Source organism: Pseudomonas fluorescens (assembly GCF_902498195.1).
GTDB lineage: Bacteria > Pseudomonadota > Gammaproteobacteria > Pseudomonadales > Pseudomonadaceae > Aquipseudomonas > Aquipseudomonas fluorescens_BU.
This window is the reverse complement of sequence record NZ_CABVIY010000004.1, coordinates 185,217-202,827: the sequence shown is the minus strand read 5'-3', so window position 1 is coordinate 202,827 and position 17,611 is coordinate 185,217. Positions and strand designations below refer to the sequence as shown.

Annotated in this window: 15 protein-coding genes and 1 tRNA gene; 6 read left to right on the top strand and 10 right to left on the bottom strand. The window is 60.8% G+C overall.

The genetic code is table 11. The features are described from left to right. Positions 1-28: 28 nt before the first annotated feature. Positions 29-223, bottom strand: a complete 195-nt coding sequence (locus tag F8N66_RS15960; RefSeq protein WP_150771099.1) for a hypothetical protein — start codon at positions 221-223, stop codon at positions 29-31. Between the two features lie 394 nt (positions 224-617). Here F8N66_RS15960 and F8N66_RS15955 point away from each other — a divergent pair, with 394 nt between their 5' ends. Next, positions 618-902 carry a hypothetical protein gene (locus F8N66_RS15955; protein ID WP_150771098.1) on the top strand — a complete coding sequence of 95 codons (285 nt, stop codon included), beginning with the start codon at positions 618-620 and terminating at the stop codon, positions 900-902. A 53-nt stretch (positions 903-955) separates the two neighbouring features. Here the strand turns inward: F8N66_RS15955 and F8N66_RS15950 are convergent, their stop codons facing one another. Both F8N66_RS15950 and F8N66_RS15945 read right to left on the bottom strand, forming a co-directional pair. Further along, positions 956-1,360, bottom strand: a complete 405-nt coding sequence (locus F8N66_RS15950; protein WP_150771097.1) for a hypothetical protein — start codon at positions 1,358-1,360, stop codon at positions 956-958. A gap of 336 nt (positions 1,361-1,696) precedes the next feature. Then, positions 1,697-1,773, bottom strand: a tRNA-Val gene (locus tag F8N66_RS15945). Positions 1,774-1,956: 183 nt separating this feature from the next. On the opposite strand from F8N66_RS15945, the gene F8N66_RS15940 reads away from it, so the two are divergent. After that, complete coding sequence (locus F8N66_RS15940) at positions 1,957-3,240, top strand: NAD(P)/FAD-dependent oxidoreductase (RefSeq protein ID WP_150771096.1); 1,284 nt, start codon at positions 1,957-1,959, stop codon at positions 3,238-3,240. Positions 3,241-3,356: 116 nt separating this feature from the next. On the opposite strand, the gene F8N66_RS15935 is transcribed toward F8N66_RS15940, so the two are convergent. The 5 genes from F8N66_RS15935 to F8N66_RS15915 form a co-directional block, all read right to left on the bottom strand. After that, on the bottom strand, positions 3,357-4,328 hold the full coding sequence (locus F8N66_RS15935; protein WP_150771095.1) for an XdhC family protein: 972 nt from the start codon (positions 4,326-4,328) through the stop codon (positions 3,357-3,359). 1 nt (position 4,329) lies between these two features. Beyond that, positions 4,330-5,565, bottom strand: coding sequence for a cytochrome c (locus F8N66_RS15930; RefSeq protein ID WP_150771094.1), 1,236 nt, complete (start codon positions 5,563-5,565; stop codon positions 4,330-4,332). 2 nt (positions 5,566-5,567) lie between these two features. Then, positions 5,568-6,107 carry a (2Fe-2S)-binding protein gene (locus F8N66_RS15925; protein ID WP_150771093.1) on the bottom strand — a complete coding sequence of 180 codons (540 nt, stop codon included), beginning with the start codon at positions 6,105-6,107 and terminating at the stop codon, positions 5,568-5,570. Next, positions 6,100-8,931 (bottom strand): xanthine dehydrogenase family protein molybdopterin-binding subunit, encoded by a 2,832-nt coding sequence (locus F8N66_RS15920; RefSeq protein WP_150771092.1) that lies wholly within the window; start codon positions 8,929-8,931, stop codon positions 6,100-6,102. The genes F8N66_RS15925 and F8N66_RS15920 overlap by 8 nt, the downstream gene beginning before the upstream one ends. Positions 8,932-9,117: 186 nt before the next feature. After that, positions 9,118-10,059, bottom strand: a complete 942-nt coding sequence (locus F8N66_RS15915; protein WP_150771091.1) for a LysR family transcriptional regulator — start codon at positions 10,057-10,059, stop codon at positions 9,118-9,120. Between the two features lie 125 nt (positions 10,060-10,184). Between F8N66_RS15915 and F8N66_RS15910 the strand changes: the two genes are divergently transcribed. The 4 genes from F8N66_RS15910 to aldA are packed head-to-tail and all read left to right on the top strand — an operon-like array spanning position 10,185 to position 14,951. Then, positions 10,185-11,480 carry an MFS transporter gene (locus tag F8N66_RS15910; RefSeq protein ID WP_150771090.1) on the top strand — a complete coding sequence of 432 codons (1,296 nt, stop codon included), beginning with the start codon at positions 10,185-10,187 and terminating at the stop codon, positions 11,478-11,480. A gap of 17 nt (positions 11,481-11,497) precedes the next feature. Further along, complete coding sequence (gene rhmD, locus F8N66_RS15905; RefSeq protein ID WP_150771089.1) at positions 11,498-12,682, top strand: L-rhamnonate dehydratase; 1,185 nt, start codon at positions 11,498-11,500, stop codon at positions 12,680-12,682. 14 nt (positions 12,683-12,696) lie between these two features. Beyond that, a complete protein-coding gene (locus tag F8N66_RS15900; protein WP_150771088.1) occupies positions 12,697-13,497 on the top strand; it encodes an aldolase/citrate lyase family protein in 801 nt (266 codons plus the stop codon). 20 nt (positions 13,498-13,517) lie between these two features. Next, positions 13,518-14,951 (top strand): aldehyde dehydrogenase, encoded by a 1,434-nt coding sequence (gene aldA / locus F8N66_RS15895; RefSeq protein WP_150771087.1) that lies wholly within the window; start codon positions 13,518-13,520, stop codon positions 14,949-14,951. Positions 14,952-15,014: 63 nt separating this feature from the next. On the opposite strand, the gene F8N66_RS15890 is transcribed toward aldA, so the two are convergent. Next, a complete protein-coding gene (locus tag F8N66_RS15890; protein WP_150771086.1) occupies positions 15,015-16,637 on the bottom strand; it encodes an ABC transporter substrate-binding protein in 1,623 nt (540 codons plus the stop codon). Between the two features lie 99 nt (positions 16,638-16,736). Further along, complete coding sequence (msrA, locus tag F8N66_RS15885) at positions 16,737-17,186, bottom strand: peptide-methionine (S)-S-oxide reductase MsrA (RefSeq protein ID WP_150771085.1); 450 nt, start codon at positions 17,184-17,186, stop codon at positions 16,737-16,739. Positions 17,187-17,611: the final 425 nt, after the last annotated feature.

Below are 17,611 nucleotides of genomic sequence, written 5' to 3'. Positions count from 1 at the left end.
AGAGCCCAGCGCGATGGCTGGGCTCTGGTCATTTTCTGTTTTCCATCATTTTGTCGGCGAGAGCTTTGGCCCTCTCGATCAATAGATTTTGCCGGTCTTCATGCGTAGCGCCACCGACGACGGGCGCGGTCAAATTGCTTTCGGCAATCAATGCAGCGCAAAAATATTGATCCCAGACAGCCTTATTCTCGGACGCCTGCCTGCTCGTTTGCTCGGAGATCATGATCGACTCCTTCGGATGAGATAACACTGCCCATTCTACGCCTGCATGGCGGCGCGGCAGGGGTGGCGCGGCCTTTCCAGTCAGATCAAAGGATCCAGCGCAGCAGAACATGAGACGCAATCCACGGCGATGCCTCGACCACCGTCCATTGAAGCAGGAGGCATATGGACAGGTACGCCGCAAAGAATTTGATCATCGCTCGCCTCCCCACTCACCTTCTCCCGCTACAAAAGTCGACGAAATACTTGGTCACATGTTCAGGTTGGATACGATTCCAGGCTGACAGTTCAATATCAGATCGAATTGGTTTTCATTTGGACCCGAGCCATTACCCTGACATTAGCTGCAAATGATAATATTTCTCAAGAGAAATCAGTGCAGGGACGCTGTGGTCATGAGGGAACGTTACGAGATTCATTTTGTAGCCAGCGAATTCAAGAGGGTCATCATCATCGAACGCTCCAGCATGAGCGATCTGGACGCCTGGAAAGCCGCCCTGCTTCACCACGGAGAATGCGCCGGAGCCACCTTCAATATCCGTTTGATCACTGACGCCATGGCCGTCGCCACGGATCGCGGCATCAGACAAGTGCGCTGGAACAAGGCCAGCCACACCATCGCCTGGAGTGAGCGCGCGAAACTGGCACGCAATACGGTGGGGTTGAGAAATATTGAGTAGCGGCGCTTCCAATGCCCTGGCGATAGCGGCGCGGAATTCTCTTTCCAAGGTCCTCACAAGGTAATGGACGCACCCGGATAGAAGAGCGTATTGAGTACGAAAAGAATCATCCAGAAACCGATTTCCAACGTTTCAGTAATAGGCTGAATGCGTTTGAGCGCGCCATAAACATGCACTGCAAACATCAGTGCAAAGACCACAAAGAGCATATCGAAGGCATAACTGAAACTGGTACCGGTCGTCGCAGAACGCAACATCGCCACTTCTACCACCAGGATAAAAGCCCCCAGGCACCGGCCAAAGTAGATTGCCAGATGCTGATGCTCGGGAATCGTCCAGCGCATCGCCCGGGCCCATGCAATCGGCGCGATAAAAATGGGCAGGGCAAAAAACAACGTGGTGAAGATCATCAGCGTAGTGATGTAGTGCTGACTGTATTGAGCGTAGTAACCGAGCATCCTGAGACTCCTTATCCTTGAGGGCCGCTACCGAGAGGCAGAGGCTCAGGATTACAGCCACCCAGATGTGCGTCCAATGCAAAGAAGTCGATCGATACCAAAGAGAATCGGTTTGGGCAATTGGAATGAGTACGAAAGATGCACCTGAGAGAAGGAAATCGTGCGCGCCACTTAATGACCCGGCAAGGCTAAAGCGACGGATTCAGGGAGAATAGTCAGTACTGGCGCCAGGCCGACGAACAAGGCCCCAATCCAGCTCTAGAGAATCCAGGGCAACAAAAAAGGGCCCACCTTTCGGTGAGCCCTTCCAGACCGCCCAGCAGAGCGGATTTTGTTTGGTAGGCGCGATTGGACTCGAACCAACGACCCCCACCATGTCAAGGTGGTGCTCTAACCAACTGAGCTACGTGCCTGCTGTGAGGCGGCATTCTACGGAATTCCGGAGGGGTGTCAACACCTTTTTTCGAGCTAACCCTATGAATATGCAAAATATTTAATTTCGTGGCTGCAAAGAAGATTTTGCGGTGGCTGGCGGTCGATTTTTAACTCGGGTAGGATCGACGCACTCGTAAAATATATTAAACAGAGGCACCCGGATGGCGAACACCCCCTACCCAGAGTCCTACTATGCCGCGTCGGCCAATGCGGTTGCGCCGCGCCCGACTTTGCAGGATGACGTCGAGACTGATGTCTGCGTGATTGGCGCCGGTTACACCGGTTTGTCTTCAGCGCTGTTCCTGCTGGAGAACGGTTTCCGGGTGACAGTGCTGGAAGCGGCCAAGGTGGGTTTCGGCGCCTCGGGGCGTAACGGTGGCCAGATCGTTAACAGTTATAGCCGCGATATCGATGTGATCGAGCGCAGCGTCGGTCCCAAGCAGGCTCAGATGCTCGGGCAGATGGCGTTCGAGGGCGGGCGGATCATTCGCGAGCGGGTCGCCAAATACAATATCCAGTGCGATCTGAAGGACGGCGGGGTGTTCGCGGCCATCACGGCCAAGCAGATGGGTCACCTGGAGTCCCAGAAACGCCTGTGGGAGCGCTTCGGCCACACGCAGCTCGAGCTGCTGGATCAGCGCCGCATCCGTGAGGTGGTGGCCTGCGATCAATACGTCGGCGGCATGCTGGACATGAGCGGCGGGCACATCCACCCGCTCAATCTGGCGCTGGGCGAAGCGGCGGCCGTGGAGTCGCTGGGCGGCACGATTTACGAGCAATCGCCGGCGGTGCGCATCGAGCGTGGCGCCAGTCCGGTGGTGCACACGCTGCAGGGCAAGGTCCGGGCGAAATTCATTATCGTGGCGGGCAATGCCTACCTGGGTAACCTGGTGCCGGAACTGGCCGCCAAGTCGATGCCCTGTGGCACCCAGGTGATCACCACCGAACCCTTGGGTGATGCGCTTGCCAACAGCCTGCTGCCCCAGGATTACTGCGTCGAGGACTGCAACTATCTGCTCGACTACTACCGCCTGACAGGGGACAAGCGTCTGGTGTTCGGCGGCGGCGTGGTCTACGGCGCGCGGGATCCGGCGAACATCGAGGCGATCATCCGGCCAAAGATGCTCAAGGCTTTTCCGCAGCTCAAGGATGTGAAGATCGATTACGCCTGGACCGGCAATTTCCTGCTGACGCTGTCGCGCCTGCCGCAAGTCGGGCGGCTGGGCGATAACATTTACTATTCCCAGGGTTGCAGCGGCCACGGCGTGACCTACACGCACCTGGCGGGCAAGGTCCTGGCTGAAGCGCTGCGTGGCCAGGCCGAGCGTTTTGATGCCTTTGCCGACCTGCCGCACTACCCGTTCCCGGGTGGGCAATTGCTGCGCACGCCGTTTGCGGCATTGGGTGCCTGGTATTACGGATTGCGGGACAAGTTCGGGTACTGAGCAACACCGAAACACCTTGTGGGAGCGGGCTTGCTCGCGAAAGCGGCGTGTCAGACCTATCAATGCGACTGACACGATCTTTTCGCGAGCAAGCCCGCTCCCACACGGGAATGGCGTCAGAGGCGATCCCGCGGGATGCCGCTGCGAATCCGCAGGATGTCGGCGAGCACGGCCAGGGCAATTTCCGCCGGCGTCTTGCTGCCCAGGTTCAAGCCGATCGGCGCATGAATCCGCGCCAGGTCCGCCTCCCCCAGCCCCCCAATGCGTCGCAGGCGCTCGAAGCGTTTTTGCGAAGTTTGCAGGGAGCCCATCACCCCGATGTAGAACGCCTCGGTGCGCACCGCCTCCATCATCGCCAGATCGTCAATGCGCGGATCGTGGGTCAAGGCCACCACGGCGGTGTCGCTGTGGCAGCCGCCATCGGCGATGAACACCGAGGGCAGTTGACGGCGGATCTCAACATTGTCCAGCACGACGCCTTGCAGCACCTCGTCGCGCGGATCGCACAGAATCACCTCGAACCCCAGGCCCACGGCAAACTCCGCGCAAGCCTGCGCCACGCTGGAATACCCCGCCAACAACAAACGCTGAGCTGCGCCGATACGCAAGCGAACCCGGTCAAGTTCTCGCTCGACCCGCACGCCCTGTTCGCGATCATCGAACAAACCGCGCGCGCCGCTGACCAGGTCCACCTCGCGAATCAACCGGCGTCGACCCAGCAGTGCCGACTCCAGCTCGCGCAAATGGGCCTGCACGTCGCAATCAGGCTCAAGTTTCTCGACCAGCACATCCAGCACACCGCCACAGGGCAGGCTGACCCGCGAACGCGGATCATCCCCCTCACCGTAACGCACGACGCTGACCGGCTGCTCGAACGCACCTTCGGCGACGCGTTCGAGGAAGTCTTCCTCGACACAACCGCCGGACAGCGAACCGATCCACTGCCCCTCGGCATTCACCGCCAGCAACGAACCCGGCGCACGTGGCGCCGAGCCATAGGTCGCGAGCACGGAGCACAGCCAGACGCGCTGGCCCGCCGCCGACCATTCGAGCGCCCGGCGTACCACTTGCAGATCAAGATGCTGCATGTCAGTGCGCCTTGTGCTCGAGCGGCGGCGCATCGGCGCGCAGCGTCTGCACTTCGTTCACCGCCAGATCACCCGGCTGACCACCCCAACCCTGGCGCAGGTAGTTCAACAGATCCGTCAGCTGCTCGTGGCTGAGCTTCTCGGCGAAACCCGGCATCGGTTGCATGTGTTCGAACCCGGCAAACTTCTGCTCGCCGATGCCGTCGTCGATCACCCGCACCAGGTTGCGCGGGTCTTCCAGGCGCAGCGTAGTGTTGCCTTTCATGGCCACCGCGATGTGCGGTTTGCCTTCGCCGCCGACCGCGTGGCAACCGGCGCAGACGTTCAAATATTCCTGACGGCCGCGCTGGGCGCTGGCACTCAACTTGTCCAACGGTACTTCCGTCAGCACTTTCGCCGCCGGCGGCTGGTCACCGAGCAGGAACGTCGCCATGGCCGCCAGGTCCGGGTCATTCAGGCCCTGGGTGCTGTTATGGAACACCGGGAACATCTCGTTGAACATCGTGCCCTGGGCGCTCATGCCGTGCTTGAGGAACGCGCTCAGGTCCTGATGATTCCAGCCGCGAGCCGCCAGGTCAGTGGCCAGCAGGCTCGGCGCCAGGTAACCGTTGAGCAGGCCGCCGGTCATGCGTTTGTCCTGCTGCATCGCCCCCGGCAAACCGCGTGGCGTGTGGCATTCGCCGCAGTGGCCGAGCACGTCCACCATGTACTGGCCGCGCTTCCAGGCTTCGCTTTTGCCTTCGGTGGGCGCCAGCTTCACGTCCTTGCCGTAGAGCATGTTCCAGCCCATCAGGCCCAGGCGCACGTTGAACGGAAAGCTCAGGCTGGTCACCGGCGCGGCACGTTCGATCGGCTCGACGGTTTTCAGGTAGGCATGAATCGCGTCGGAATCTTCACGGGGCATCAGGTGATACGAGGTGTACGGCATCGCCGGGTACAGGTTGGCACCATCGCGGCGCTTGCCTTCGGTCAGCGCGGCAAAGAACTCGTCATCGTTGTACAGGCCGATGCCGTGCGCTTTGCTCGGGGTGATGTTGGTGCCGTAGATCGTGCCGAACGGCGAAACGATCGGCAAGCCACCCGCATAAGGCGCGCCGCCCGGTGCGGTGTGGCAGGCCATGCAGTCAGCCGCTTTAGCGAGATAAGCCCCGCGAGCCACCTGATCATCCGCCTGCGCCAGCAACACCGGCGCAGCCAGGCCAACCGCCAGCGCCAGGCGGGTCATTAGATGCGTCATGCTTAGCCCTCCTTGACCAGGCCGAGATCAGTCAGCACGTTGCGCGTCGCGTTGTAGTAACGCACGTACCCGGTGCACCGGCAGATGTGATGGCCGAGGCTGTCCTCGATGACTTTTTCCAGCTGGCTCTTGACGGTCGGCTGACGCTGCAGCTTTTCCACCAGCACCGTCGCGGCATTGACGAAACCAGGTGCGCAGTAGCTGCACTGGAAGGCGAATTCATCGACGAAACGCTGCTGGATCGGGTTCAGCTCGGTGACCTTGCCCTGCTCGTCGCGGGTCGCGTGGCCTTCGATGGTCCGTACCTTTTTGCCTTCGAAATAATGCGCGCCGGTGATGCAGGTGCGCACTTCTTCGCTGGTGCCGTCGGGGTTGTCGACGATCACCACGCAGGCATGACAAATACCCTGGCCACAGCCCAGGCGCGAGCCGGTGAGGTTTTTGTATTCGTGCAGGTAGTCGATCATCGGCAGGTCATCAGGGATGTCCACCGGGCCGACGGTTTGACCGTTGAGGGTCAGTTGAAGCGGACGGTTAGCCATTGAGGGCCTCCTTGATGCGTGCAGAAGTGATAGGCAGGTCGCGGACACGTTTGCCGATGGCATGGGCCACGGCGTTGCCGATGGCGCCGACCACCGGGATCATCACCACCTCGGCGATGCCCTTGGACGGGTCGCTCGGCGACAGTGGCGGGAGAATTTCCGCCGTCTGTTTCCACACCGCGACATGACGCGCCATCGGCAGGCGGTAACGGTTGAAGTTCCAGTCCCCCTCCCCCGGCCCGCCTTCGTACAGCGGCATTTCTTCCATCAGCGCATGGCCGATGCCCATGGCCGTGCCGCCTTCGATCTGGCCCTTGACCAGTTCCGGCACCAGCACCCGACCGCACTCGACCCACGAGTGATGGTTGAGCACCTGCACTTCGGCCGAACCCTTGTTGACTTTCAATTCCACCAGCGTCGCCACCGGGCTGTAGTAGGTCACGGCCGCGTTGTTCAACTGGGTTGGCGGGTAGGCGATGTTCTGCCGATCCAGCAGGTGGAAGCCACCGCTGGTCATTTGCGCCAGCTTCGCCTTTGGCGCACCGTCGCCGTACTTGACCGCCAGGCCATCGAGCGGCAAACGCTCGCGCACGCCGTCGATGCTGTACTCGGCCTCGGCCCAGCTCCAGCGGTTGAAACCGTGCACGGTGGCGCCGGTGACCAGACCGCGCTCGTGGGCACGCTTGGCCAGCATCGCGAACGGCAACGGCTCCATGCCGTTGGCGGTGAGCTTGCCGTCGACCCAATGGGCGTCTTCGCGGCGCACCACGTAAGGGTTGGCCTGGCCGCCGTACGGGCCTTGTCGCCAGATTTCCAGCGCCGCCGGCCACAGGCCGTGGTTGAACAGCACGCGCGCCGCTTCGCGGGTGGCGTGGCTGAAGTAGTAGGCGGAGTTGGTCGCCGACGACGCCGAGGCGATCTTGCCGACCCAGCGCGGGTTACGCAGGAAGCTGTCCTGCTCGGCCTGGCTCATGATGTAAGGGTTGCCGCCGGTGATCAGCTGCATCTCCTTCCAGTCGGTTTCACCGGTCTTCACTTCGTGCGCCGGCAGACCGAGGAAGTCGGCCACGACCATCGCTTGGGAGGTGGACATGCCGGTGCCGATCTCGATGCCGATATGACGCAGGTTGATGCGACCTTCGGCAGTAAATTCGATGCTGGCCATCGGCGCTTCGGAACCGGTGCCGAAGTCTTTCTGGCAGATGGCGAAACCGACGCCGTACCAATGATCCGGGTCCGCTGCTTCGCGCTGTTTCTTGATCGCGTCGCGGTTTTTCCAGACCTCGTGGACGGCGGCCTTGTCGAGGATTTCGTGCAGGCGCAACGCACCCGCCGGCACCGCGCCTTGCGTGTTTTTCATGCCCGAGCGCAGGGCGTTTTTCTTGCGCAGATCGATGGCATCGATCCCCAGGCGATCGGCGATTTCGTCGACCATCATTTCGGTGGACGCCATGCTCTGAAGCGTGCCGTAGCCACGCATCGACCCGGCTTCAACCGCGCGGGAATGATAGGCGGTGACCTGCAGATCGTTCTGCGGCATGTAGTAGATCGACTGCGCCGCCGTGGCACCCACCGCTGCCACCGACGGGCTGTAGTTGATCCGTCCGCCGCCGTCGACGCTCATTTCGGCGCGGAAAATCCTGAAGCTGTGATCGGTCTTGTCCACCGCCAGTTGATAGCGGATATCGAACGGGTGACGCTTGATGCCGCTCTGGAACTGCTCGTAGCGGTCGTTGGCCAGGCGCACCGGCACACCGGCGCCGTACAAGGCCGCCAGCGCCGCGTAGTAGACGAAAATGTTGTGGTCCTTGGAGCCGTAGCCGACGGTGTAGCCCGGGTGCATGTTCAGGTTGGCCAGGCCGAAACGCGACGGCGCGATCATCTTCGCGGTCTCGGTCGCGGTTTCCAGCGGGCACTGGGTGGCAACCACGAAATGCAGGGTCTTGGTCGCCGGGTCGTACCAGCCATTGCCGTTGTCCGGCTCCATGGCCGCCGGTTCGATCGACGGCGTCTTGTAGCGCTCGTCGAACACCAGCCAGTTATCGGGCGGCGTGTCGATCTGCTGCTTCATACGCTCGGCGTAGAACAACCCACGCTCGGTCAGGTTGCCGTGCAGGTTGGGTTGTGAGTTCCACACCGGACGACGGTTGCGCAGCATCGGGAACAGGATCGAATCCTTGAGGCTGGCAAATTCGTCTTCGTCCGCCGACGTCGCGCCGCCCACCCGCACGTAGCGGAAGCTGCCGTAGGGATCGCCCTCGTAGAACGGCACCTGGGCACCGTAACGAATCGCTTTGTCATTGAACTTGAGCAGGGCCTTGGCCTGACGGAAACGCTCGAAGTCGTTCCAGATCAGGATCGCCACCGGGTGACCGATGAACATTGGCACCTTGCCCGCCGGCAACAGTGGGTCGGGGGCGTGCTCTTCCGGAAAGACGATGCCGTCCTTGACCAGGTCTTCGGCGGTGACGATGCGGTCCGGCTGCAATTCGGCACCGAGCCACGACAGGTCGTACCCGTCGTAGATGCGATCCGCCTTGATGGTTTTCAGCAACATGGCGTGGCCCTGTTGCTGCGGCCAGCCCGGCATGTCCTTGGCGCGGATGTCGCGGGCAAAGACCTTGCTGCCGCAGACCTTGGACAAGGCATCGTTACGCGCGCGCGCCTTGCCATTGTTGCCGAGCCATTGCTCGGACGGCACGGTCACGCTGTTTTCCATCAGGGCTGCCAGCGCCTGGCTGCTCAGCGGTGTCAGCGTCACGCTCACACCCGCCACCAGCCCGCCCTGAAGGAACGAGCGCCGGGATATTTCACGGTTGGACATGGATCATCCTCTGGGCGGTCATGGGCGCCGCCCTTGTGGTTATGTACTGGAATTCTTGAGTCTAGCGGGAGCCCTTCTTGACGATTCAAAGGGCTGAAATGACGGTGCAAAGCTGACTGAAAGGTTAAGTTTATAGGCTTATGCGCTTGCCGCAAATAACCAGTTACAAAAAAACTGACCAACGAATCAAAATTTTCCGGCTTTGCTTCGCAACAGATCGATGAACAACCCCAACTCCCGACTGATGTGCTCCCCCTTGCGCAACAGCAGCCCGAACGGCGCCAGTTGCACATCCAGTTCCACCGGCAGCGCCACCACCAGCCCCATCTTCAGGTAGTCGCGCAGCGCGGTTTCCGAGAGCACCATGATCGCGTCGGTCAGTTGAATCAGCTGCTGCATGGAATACACCGAACTGCATTCGATGATGTCCGCCGGCAACGGCAACGCCAGGCGCTGCAAGGCTTGATCCAGGCCGATTCGCGCCGGGCTGGTTTCCGGTTGCAGGATCCACGGCCAGGCGCTGACCAGTTCCGCCAGTTCCAGTTTCTTGCGTTTGGCCAGCGGGTGACCGGCATGCACCACCACCAGCAAACGCTCGTTGCCCAGCTGCTCGAACGCGTAGTGCTCGCTGTCGGTGGCGGCATTGCGCCGGGCGATGGCGAGGTCAATGCGGCCCTGTTCCAGCAACTGGATCACCTGGTCGCTGGTGTCGCCCATGATGCGAATCCGCAGTTGCGGATTGAGCGCCTTGATCTCGGCAATCGAGTCCATCACCAGGTCTGGCGCTGCGCCCATGATGGTGCCGATGGACAGATAACCGTAGCCGCCCTGCTGCCGCGCCATCAGGTCCTCGGCGCAACGGTCGAGGCCGCTCAAGGCCGACTCGGCAAAGCGGATCAACTCCTGGCCCAGCGCCGTCGGGCGCATGCCGCGCGGTAGACGCTCGAACAGGTCGCAGCCAAACATGTCTTCAATCTCATGGAGCATGCGGGTGGCCGCCGGTTGCGACATGGCCAGGGTTTGCGAGGCGCGGTGCAGGTTCTGGCTGGTGCTGAGCGCCACCAGCATGTGCAGGTGCTTGTAGCGCAGGCGATTGAACAGGCTGCGGGAGAGGATTGGCGTGGTCATGGCAGGCCTTTTTTATCGATACCTTGAGGGTATCAGTTGTGAGCTAGATTCGATTTGTAACGCATCGATCAGCGGCCGTACAGTCCTTCCCATAAGAACAAATGCCCTACCAAAGGAAAACTGCGATGAAGACTCTACCCGCGCCTCTGCTCGCCAAAATTTCCTGGCGGCTGCTCCCGTTTCTCCTGTTGATGTACATCATGGCCTTCCTCGACCGCGCCAACGTCGGGTTCGCCAAGCAAGCCTTCCAGGCCGATACCCACATCAGTGACGCCGCCTTCGCCTTTGGCGCCGGGGTGTTCTTCGTCGGCTACGCGCTGCTCGAAGTGCCCAGCAACCTGATTCTGCACCGCGTCGGCGCACGCCTGTGGATGTGCCGCATCATGGTCACCTGGGGCCTGGTCTCCGCGGCCATGGTCTTCGCCCACAACGAAACCACCTTTTATGTCCTGCGTTTCCTGCTGGGCGTGGCCGAGGCAGGGTTCTTTCCCGGCGTGATTCTCTACCTCACCTACTGGTTCCCCAGCGCCGTGCGCGGCAAGGCCATGGGTTTCTTCTACTTCGGCGCGCCGCTGGCCTTCATCTTCGGCAGCCCGTTGTCCGGCCTGCTGCTGGAACTGGACGGCTTTGCCGGCTTCCACGGCTGGCAATGGCTGTTTGCAGTGGAAGGCTTGATGGCCTCTGTCGTCGGCGTCTGGGCCTACTTTTACCTGGACAATCGCCCGGCCGATGCGAAATGGCTGACCGCCGAGGAACGCCAGCAAGTGCAGACCCTGCTCGACCAGGAAGACAGCCATAAACAGAACCACGGCCGCAGCCTGCTCAACGTGTTGTGCCAACCGTCGGTGCTGTACCTGTGCCTGATTTATTTGCTGATCCAGGCCAGCGTCTACGGCGTGGTGTTCTACCTGCCGACCCAGGTTGGCGGGTTGCTGGGCACCAAGGTCGGGTTGATGGTCGGACTGGTCACGGCGATCCCCTGGATCTGCGCACTGGTGGCCGCGTACCTGATTCCCGGCTACAGCGACCGCACCGGCGAACGTCGCCGCACCGCGAGCCTGACCTTGCTGATGGCCGCTGCCGGGATCGCCTGCTCGGTGACCTTCAGCAGCCCGTTCCTGGGCATCGTCGCCCTGTGCTTCGCCGCTTCCGGTTTCATCGCCGTGCAACCGGTGTTCTGGACCTTTCCCTCCAGTTACCTCGCCGGCAGTGCCGCGGCGGCCGGCATCGCCCTGATCAACTCGTTCGGCGCCCTCGGCGGCTTCATCGCCCCGGTACTGAAAAACTGGGCCGAAGGCGCCTTCCATTCACCGGCCGCCGGTCTCTACGTCCTGTCCGCCACCACTGTCATCGCCGCGTTGCTGGTATTGGGCATCCGTTCGCCCGGCCATAAAGCCTCGAACAAACCGGCCACCGTTTAAACCTGAGGAGTCACACCATGGGCATTCCAACCATCAAACACGTCCGCGCTTTCACCCTGCGAGGCGGCGGCGCGGATTATCACGATCAGGCGGACGGCCACTGGATCGACGATCACATCGCCACGCCAATGAGCAAATACCCCGAATACCGCCAGAGCCGCCGCACCTTCGGCATCAACGTGCTCGGCACCCTGGTGGTGGAAATCGAAGCCAGCGACGGCACCGTCGGTTTCGCCGTGACCACCGGCGGCGAGCCGGCGGCCTATATCGTCGAGAAACATCTGGCGCGGTTCCTCGAAGGCGCAAAGGTCACCGACATCGAAAAAATCTGGGACCAGATGTACCAGTCGACCCTGTATTACGGACGCAAAGGCATCGTGATCAACACGATTTCCGGGGTCGACCTGGCGCTGTGGGACTTGCTCGGCAAGATCCGCCAGGAACCCGTGCACCAGTTGCTCGGCGGTGCCGTGCGCGACGAGTTGCAGTTCTACGCCACCGGCGCCCGCCCGGACCTGGCGCAGAAAATGGGTTTCATCGGCGGCAAGATGCCGCTGCACCACGGGCCGGCCGAAGGCGAGGAAGGCCTGCGCAAGAACCTCGAAGAACTGGCAACGATGCGCGAGCGCGTCGGCCCGGACTTCTGGTTGATGCTCGATTGCTGGATGAGCCTGGACCTCAACTACGCCACCAAGCTGGCCATCGGTGCCCACGAACACGGCTTGAAGTGGATCGAAGAAGCCCTGCCGCCTGATGATTACTGGGGCTACGCAGCCCTGCGCAACAACGTGCCCAAAGGCATGCTGGTGACCACCGGCGAACACGAAGCCACCCGCTGGGGCTTCCGCATGCTGCTGGAAATGGGCTGCTGCGACATCATCCAGCCCGACGTCGGCTGGTGCGGCGGCCTCACCGAGCTGGTGAAAATTTCCGCCCTGGCCGATGCCCACAACGCGCTGGTCATTCCCCACGGCTCGTCGGTCTACAGCTATCACTTCGTCGCCACCCGGCATAACAGCCCGTTCGCCGAATTCCTGATGATGGCGCCGAAGGCTGATGAAGTGGTGCCGATGTTCCATCCGCAATTACTCGGCGAACCGGTGCCGGTCAATGGCCGCATGCGTTTGTCGGAACTGGATCAGCCGGGCTTTGGCGTGACGCTCAATCCCGAATGCCAACTGCATCGGCCGTACAGCCGCTGAGCAAGGAGCCCAAGATGAACATGCCGCACAACGCTTTCAAGGCCGCACTGAAACAACCGGCGACCCAATATGGCATCTGGGCCGGGTTCGCCACCGGCTACGCCGCCGAGATCGTCGCCACCACCGGTTACGACTGGATGCTGATCGACGGTGAACACGCGCCGAACACCGTGCCCGGGGTGCTGGCGCAATTGCAGGCCGTCGCGCCCTATTCCACCGCACCGATCGTGCGCGCGGTGAACGGCGACGCCAACCTGATCAAGCAACTGCTCGACATCGGCGCACAGACGCTGATGATCCCGATGGTCGAAACCGCCGAGCAGGCCCGGGCGCTGGTGCGCGCCACGCGTTATCCGCCCCATGGCATTCGCGGCGTCGGTGGCGGCCTGACCCGCGCTACGCGCTGGGACGGCGTGCCGGACTACCTGAACACCGCCCATGAACAGCTGTGCCTGATCGTGCAGGTGGAATCGCGCCTCGGCGTGGAAAACGTCGAGGCGATTGCCGCCGTCGAAGGCGTCGACGCGGTGTTTATCGGCCCGGCGGACTTGTCCATTGGCCTGGGGCATTCCGGCAATCCGGGGCACCCGCAGGTCCAGGAGCGCATCCGCCACGCGGTGGATGCCACGCTGGCGGCCGGCAAGGCCTGCGGCATCCTCGCCCCGAATGAAGAGGACGCGCGGCGCTACCAGAGCTGGGGCTGCCAATTCATCGCGGTGGCCATCGACATCAGCCTGTTGCGCCACAGCGCCATGACCACCCTCGCCCGCTACCGCACACCGGCCACCGAACAAGCGCCGTCGCGTACCTACTGACCAGCCAAGGAGTCGCCCCCATGTCGTCCGTGCCTGTCTATGAAAACTTCATCAACGGCCAGTTTGTGGCCAGCGCCGCCCATCTGGATGTCATCAACCCGGCCACCGGCGCGGTGCTGTCGAAAGTCCCGGCCTCCACGGCTGAAGACGTCGAACGCGCCCTCGCCGCCGCCCGCGCCGCGCAAAAGGACTGGTCGCGCAAACCGGCCAATGACCGTGCCGGCTATTTGCGCCGGATCGCCGCCAAGCTGCGGGACAACGTTGCGCACCTGGCACGCACCATTACCCTGGAGCAAGGCAAGATCAGCAGCCTGGCCGAGGTCGAGGTGAATTTCACCGCCGACTACCTCGACTACATGGCCGAGTGGGCCCGACGCATCGAAGGGGAAATCATCACCAGCGACCGGCCGAACGAAAATATCTTCCTGTTCCGTAAACCCCTGGGCGTGGTGGCCGGGATTCTGCCGTGGAATTTTCCGTTCTTCCTGATCGCCCGCAAGATGGCCCCGGCGCTGCTGACCGGCAACACCATCGTCATCAAGCCCAGCGAAGAAACCCCGAACAACTGCTTTGAGTTCGCCCGACTGGTGGCCGAAACCGACCTGCCGCCCGGCGTGTTCAACGTGGTCTGCGGTGACGGCCGGGTAGGCGCGGCGCTGAGTGCGCACAAAGGCGTGGACATGATCAGCTTCACTGGCAGCGTCGACACCGGCTCGCGAATCATGGCCGCCGCCGCGCCGAACATCACCAAGCTCAACCTGGAACTGGGCGGCAAGGCGCCGGCCATCGTGCTGGCGGACGCTGATCTGGAGCTGGCGGTGAAGGCCATCCGCGACTCGCGGATCATCAACAGTGGCCAGGTGTGCAATTGCGCCGAACGGGTGTACGTCGAGCGCAAGGTGGCGGATCAATTCATCGAACGTATCGCTGCGGCGATGAACGCCACGCGCTACGGCGACCCGATAGCCCGACCGGACGTTGAAATGGGCCCGTTGATCAACCGCCAGGGCCTGGACAGCGTCAACTCCAAGGTCCGCACGGCGTTGAGCCAGGGTGCGAGCTTGATCAGTGGCGGGCAAATCGCCGACCTGCCGAATGGGTTCCACTTCCAGCCCACGGTATTGGCCGGTTGCCGCGCCGACATGGACATCATGCGCCAGGAGATTTTCGGCCCGGTGCTGCCGATCCAGATCATCGACGACCTGGACGAAGCCATCGCCCTGGCCAACGACTGCGAGTATGGCCTGACTTCATCGATCTACACCCGTGACCTGGGCAAAACCCTGCACGCCATGCGCGAGCTGGATTTTGGCGAAACCTATGTCAACCGCGAGAACTTCGAAGCCATGCAAGGCTTCCATGCCGGCGTGCGCAAATCCGGCATCGGCGGCGCGGATGGCAAGCACGGGTTGTATGAGTACACCCATACCCATGCGGTGTATTTGCAGGGCTGACATTGGGTGGCGCTGCCGATGCCGCCTGTCAGGTGAACCCAATGGCACCGGCTCGCCACACTCTTACTTGATACCGACTCCGTAGAACGAGCTGTAGCCGGACGGACTGATCTTGTACCCGTCCACCGAGTTGCGCAGCGGCTGGAATATCGTCGAGTGGGCAATCGGCGTGATGGGCACCGCGTCTTTGAGAATGTGCTGGGCCTGTTGATACAAGGCGACACGCTTGCCATGGTCGGCCGTGGATTTGGCTTCCTTGATCAAGGCGTCGTACTTCGGATCGCACCACTTCGCATAGTTGTTGCCATTCAAGGCATCGCAGCTGAACAGGGTGCCCAGCCAGTTATCCGGGTCCCCATTGTCGCCACTCCAGCCGATCAGGATCGCGCCGTTCTCACCCTGCTTGGCGCGCTTGTTGTACTCGCCCCATTCGTAACTGACGATCTTGGCCTTGATGCCGATTTTCGCCCAGTCGGCCTGGATCATTTCGGCCATGAGCTTGGCGTTCGGGTTGTAAGGACGCTGGACAGGCATCGCCCATAACGTGATTTCCGTGCCCTCCTTGATCCCCGCTTCCTTGAGCAACTGCCTGGCCCTGGCCACATCGTACGGTGCATCCTTGATGGTCGTGTCGTAGGACCATTGGGTCGGTGGCATGGCATTGACTGCCTTTTGCCCGGCACCTTCATACACCGCGTCGATGATGTTTTGCTTCTGTATCGCCATGTCCAGCGCCTGGCGAACCTTGAGTTGCGCCATCGGGTTCGGCTCATCAGAGCCCTTGATCTTGTCCATCACGTTATAGGCGAGGTAGCCGATGTTGAACCCGGCCTGACTGGGCAGGCTCAGGTGCTTGTCAGCCCTGAGCGCCGCCAGGTCGGCGGGACGCGGGTAATAGCTGACCTGGCATTCATTCTTTGCCAGCTTCTGGATCCGGACCGACGGGTTGGGCGTGATCGCGAAGATCAGGGTATCGAGCCGCACATCCTCGGGCTTCCAGTACTCCTTGTTACCGGCGAAACGAATATTGGAGTCTTTCTGATAACTCTTGAACACGAACGGGCCGGTACCGATCGGCTTCTGATTGAGGTCCGAGGGTTTGCCTTGCCGGAGCAGCTGTGCGGCGTATTCGGCGGACTGGATCGAGGCGAAACTCATCGCCATGTCCTGCGCGAACGCGGCGTCGACCGTTTTCAGGTGGAATTGAACGGTGTAGTCGTCGACTTTGTTGAGGCCGGTAATGTTAGTGTCCAGGCCCATGTCCGTGAAATAAGGGAACTCGGTCGGGTAGGCTTTACGGAATGGGTCGTCCCGGTTAAGCATTCTATTGAAGGTGAACAGCACATCATCGGCATTGAAGTCCCGGGATGGCTTGAAGTAAGGCGTCGTATGGAACTTGACCCCTTTGCGCAAATGGAAGGTATAGGTCAATACATCCTGCGACACATCCCAACTTGTGGCGAGCCCCTCAACCAGTGTCGTTCCTCCACGTTCGAACTGAGTCAGGCGATTGAATACTGTTTCCGCCGACGCATCAAAGTCAGTGCCCGTGGTGTATTGGCCTGGATCGAATCCCGCCGGACTTCCTTCGGAACAATAAACCAGTGTAGATGCCGCCTGGGCAAACGATGCGCAGCCGATCACCGCTGCGCCCAGCAGTAAAGGAACAACTTTTATCTTGAACATGACGACCTTTGTTATTGGGTTTTCAAGGACGAACTGACGAGGACCCTGCGCTCGAGTGCGCAGAGTCTTACCTGTGTCGGACAGTTGTCAGGATTGAAATCAGATGGAGCAGCTGGTCTTGCCGTGTTTTTCCAGATAGCGCTGCTGGTCTTCGTCGGCCAGTTCGAGCGCACCCAGGGCCAGTACATGGGTGACCACTGGCTTGCTCAAACGACCCGATACTTCGAGCAGTTGCTTGGCGCTGTTGGCCGACGCCTGCTGCTGCGCTGAGTGCGTGAAGATCGCCGAGCGGTATTTGACGCCGGCATCGGCGCCTTGCCTGTCCACCGAAGTCGGATCGTGCAAGGCCCAGAAATGTTCGATCAAATGCGAATAAGACAATTGGGCAGGGTCGAAATCCACTTGCACCACTTCGATTTTCAGGTGGGCATCATTCGCTGCAGAAGCGAACCCGACTCGAGTATCAACGACCCCTTCCAGCTCTCGAAAGGCGGCTTCGGCGCCCCAGAAACAACCTGCCCCGAAAGTGGCTTGTTCGATCTCGCTCATAGACAACTCCTCTTCTTATTAACAGAACACCGCGTTAATCGCTGACGGGTTTAGTTTCACCTGCACAGTCATTAATAAACGCGCTGAAGATAGTGAAGTATGGAGGAAGTCTGGCAGACGACAAAATAATCAATACAACTAACCTTATGCTTTCCAGGTAAAAAATCAGTTTATAAATCGATGCATGTATCACACTGTATCTAACGACCATCCAGATACAGTGTGATACTTAACCAAATAAATGCATTCAACAATAAGCCAACTTGAAGAACTGATTACTCAGCGGAAGTTTTAAAAGACAATAGGCACACTGAGTCCTCGCCTTCGCAAGGTCGAAGCGGGAACGAGAACAGGAAAAGAAGCAGAAAGCGGAAAAGCCGAATCGCAGAAACAAAAAACCCCGGTCTTTCGACCAGGGTCTTTGC